Consider the following 3648-nt stretch of genomic DNA (forward strand, 5'->3'; position numbering starts at 1 on the left):
TTATCAGGTAGGAAACGGACTCGTCCACCCCTTGTTCACTGTTTACTGTTCACTGTTCACTGTTTTAATCAGCTAACAGAAATCTTCAAACTGCTGGGTTGTGCTAGGTCTCCTTGCAACACCAATCCGCGCTGATTTGCGTATAAATGACGCACAATTTTGTAGATTGCCTCGATTTTGTCTGTTGCACCTGCTTTTTGAGCAATTTCCTCTATAGAAAGGGCTGTTTTTTCTGTTTGCAAAACTTTGACGACTTGTTTTTGCAAGTCCAGAATTTCAGCCGCAGCTTTTTTACCAGCTTCTACGCCTGGTTGATGGTAGGCGTTGATATTCACTAAGCTGGCATATTAGCCTACAGCGCGATCATATAAAGCAATGAGCGCACCCACGATCCGGGCATTCACTTGGGGAATGGTCACAGTAATCGAGTCGCGCTGGTTTTCATAAAGCGCTTGTCGGGTTCCTTGCAAAAAACCAGACAGATAGTCGCCCATTGTAACTCCAGGTTCAAGTTCTGAAGATGGTCCGTTGCGGTCTTCTAAAACTTCAATGAATGTGGCAAAGAAATTCGGCACACCCTCACGCAACTGCTGAACATAAGCGTGTTGGTCGGTTGAGCCTTTGTTGCCATAAACGGCGATACCTTGGTGAACGACGTTGCCTTCTAAGTCTTTCTCCTTACCCAAGGATTCCATCACCAGCTGTTGCAAATACCGACTGAAAAGAAGTAAGCTGTCTTTGTAGGGTAGGACAACCATGTCTTTTTCGCCGCGTCCATTGCCAGCGTAGTACCAAGACAAAGCTAACAATGCAGCTGGATTTTGTTTGATATCGGGGACGCGAGTGGCGTCATCCATCTGTTTTGCACCTTCTAGCATGGCGATGATATCAATGCCTTGCAACGCCGCTGGTAATAACCCGACAGCAGACAATTCTGAGGTACGTCCTCCCACCCAGTCAAACATGGGAAATCTTGCCAGCCAATTTTCGGATTTTGCTTGTTCGTCGAGCTTACTACCTGCCATAGTTATGGCGATCGCATAATTAGCAAAGTCCAAATTCTGTCGAGCGTAAGCCTTTTTAACTTCAATCATGCCATTACGCGGTTCTGGCGTTCCCCCAGATTTAGAAATCACCAATACCAAAGTGCTGGCAAGACGGTTTCTCAAATGATTTATAACACGGTCAATTCCTGCTGGATCGGAATTGTCAATGAAGTGAAGTCCCAGCGAGGGAAAGTCTGAGGCTAACGCTTCCGCAACAAATTGGGGACCTAAAGCAGAACCACCAATACCAATAGAGATAATATCAGTGAAGCGAGGCGCTTTTGGAGGATGAATTCCACCCGTGTGGACTTTTTCGGCAAATACTTCGATTTGCTCTATGCTGTCTACGATTTCTTGTGTGAGTTCTGGCGTCGGGGCTAAATCAGGATTTCGCAGCCAGTAGTGTCCAACCATGCGGTCTTCATCTGGATTGGCGATCGCCCCCTTCTCAAGTTCCGCCATATCTGCAAAAGCTTTTTCAAACTTTGGCTGCAACTTCTCTACAAAGGCGTCGTCAAACCGCATCCGGCTCACATCTAGGTATAGTCCCAATCCTTTATGGAAATATAACCATTTCTGGTATCTTTGCCAAAGTGCCGTAGCGTCCATAAGGAGATCTCAACTAAAGTGATTTTCAAAAACAAGTTTAAGCCAAGGTGCTAACAATCCCTGTCTACCTTATACAGTTTTAAGTGTTGGCTGAATTCTTCACCTTAAACATCTGGCATAGGTATGACCTCACCAGAATTTTCTCATCAGACAAACTTAGATGAGGAGAAGGGGCTAATTGCCAAATAAACTACATAACAACAGATTGTCCTGCTGCAAAGACTTGTTTTGCCGTGAGTTGTAAGTTGGGAAATGTTGAGGAAACTAATTGGTCATTATTTTGAAATAGCTGTTTTTTATACTCATCCTCTACTAGGGTACAAATTGTCACCGTTGGCTGCTTAGGTTTACCAATATATTCCTTACCACCAATGCCCAGATAATCGACTATCCAATACTCAGGTACCCCTAGTGTGGCGTAATCTTCAACTTTACGGGCATAGTCGTTTTGCCAGTTTGTACTCACGACTTCAGCAATGAGTTTAATTGAATTTCCTAATGTAATAACAGGTTCTTTTTGCCACAACGGCTCATTGATCAGTCGAGTTTGGTCTAACACAATGAGATCGGGACGAAATGCGGTATCTGTCCCTAACAATTTAATCAAGCATCGATGGGGAATAAAATAGTTTGCATGCTGGCGGTCAATTTCTACATTCAGTTTTCGCCCAATGAAGGCGGATACCTGTTCGTGTGATCCAGTTGCTTCCATCTCGATTAATTCACCATCAATTAACTCATAGCTATCGCTATCGCCGTAGTAGGTAATAAATTCATCAACTGTTAAAAGTTTGGGCGCTGATTTCACCATTGTGATTGTTCCCGATAATCTTTGCCTAGCAAAAGTTCTTTTAAACGAATTCTAAATCAGCAGCAATGCCAAAGTGGTCGGAAGGGTACAAAGTGCGGCTTTCCCGTGCAGGCTGGTTGAGAATGACTTGGCACGAACGTACCCGCAAATGTTGATTGATGAAGATGTAGTCTAAGGTACCGCGCCAGGGTCGTAAAGTGCGATTAGATATTAAGTCCCGTACAAGTTGGCGCAATGTCTTTTTCAAGCTACGGCGAGCAAGAGGTGTAGGACAAGTGTATTCTGGCTCTTGTCCGTGGTACTCAGCGTAAGCTGATGTAAAATGTTGTTTCATCAACATGATAGCTGGAGTTTGGGGCGTGCCATTAAAATCACCCACTGCGACGATTGGTATGGACGATGGAAACTTACCTAACCAGTCAATGAGTAACTGGACTTGTTTTGTACGTTCTGGATGATCACCCGGATACCAGTAATAATGTCCGTTGCAAAACACCAATGGCTGATTATCCAAATTAACTTGCACATATTGAGCAACTCGTCCCTGAGTTTGTAAATCGAGAACTGCTGCTTCTACAAATGGGTGACGACTGAGAATCGCATTTCCCACCCCCATGTCGTTGATACCTGTTGAACGACTGTCTGGAATTAGATGCACGTATGGCATACCAAGTTCACTTGCAAGCCAAGCAGCTGTGTTTTCTGGTAGCTTAACTTCCTGTAAAGCAATCACATCAGCTTGTTCTGCCTGAAGTCCATCAACTAACAGAGTTCGCCGTTGCTCCCAGTCTGCCATGTCGTACAAGATGTTGATTGTAACAAGCTTAACCATTTAGTAGTGTCATGAAACGTATTTTATTTTACACTCTTAAGCTCGTGAAAATATTGCTACGCTTACTTTGACAAATTTCTGTAGAGATAAATATTGTGTAATTATACATTTATCAATGCATAATGTCAACTAATGATTAATGACTCATGACTCATGACCGAACAACAAAACGATACAAGCCCGTGAATTTCTTCATGGACAGAAAAAAGGTTAGCAACATTATTCAAGCCCCCGGATTCATCAGTGGGGTCTTCCATTTTGAATTTTGAGAGAAGTTTGAGCGGAGAGCAGCGCCTTGCGGAGCCAGTCCTGCAGGAGGGTTTCCCGACAGAGGGATCTGGCGTTGGGGT

At 43.9% G+C, this 3648-nt stretch carries 2 protein-coding genes and 1 pseudogene; all 3 read right to left on the minus strand.

The window, feature by feature from the left end:
- Positions 1-68: 68 nt before the first annotated feature.
- A pseudogene (locus AC5590_RS20020) lies at positions 69-1655 on the minus strand (glucose-6-phosphate isomerase).
- Positions 1656-1845: 190 nt separating this feature from the next.
- Positions 1846-2466, minus strand: a complete 621-nt coding sequence (locus tag AC5590_RS20025) for a Uma2 family endonuclease (protein WP_169268919.1) — start codon at positions 2464-2466, stop codon at positions 1846-1848.
- 40 nt (positions 2467-2506) lie between these two features.
- Entirely contained in the window at positions 2507-3298 is a 792-nt protein-coding gene (locus AC5590_RS20030; protein ID WP_169268920.1) for an endonuclease/exonuclease/phosphatase family protein, read from the minus strand.
- Positions 3299-3648: the final 350 nt, after the last annotated feature.

This window comes from Brasilonema octagenarum UFV-OR1, from assembly GCF_963888615.1.
GTDB classification, from domain to species: domain Bacteria; phylum Cyanobacteriota; class Cyanobacteriia; order Cyanobacteriales; family Nostocaceae; genus Brasilonema; species Brasilonema sennae.

Excerpts from the sequence above, each read along its gene's own strand:
- AC5590_RS20025 (WP_169268919.1), bottom strand. The coding sequence starts at position 2,466 with ATGGTGAAATCAGCGCCCAAACTTTTAACAGTTGATGAATTTATTACC.
- AC5590_RS20030 (WP_169268920.1), bottom strand. The coding sequence starts at position 3,298 with ATGGTTAAGCTTGTTACAATCAACATCTTGTACGACATGGCAGACTGG.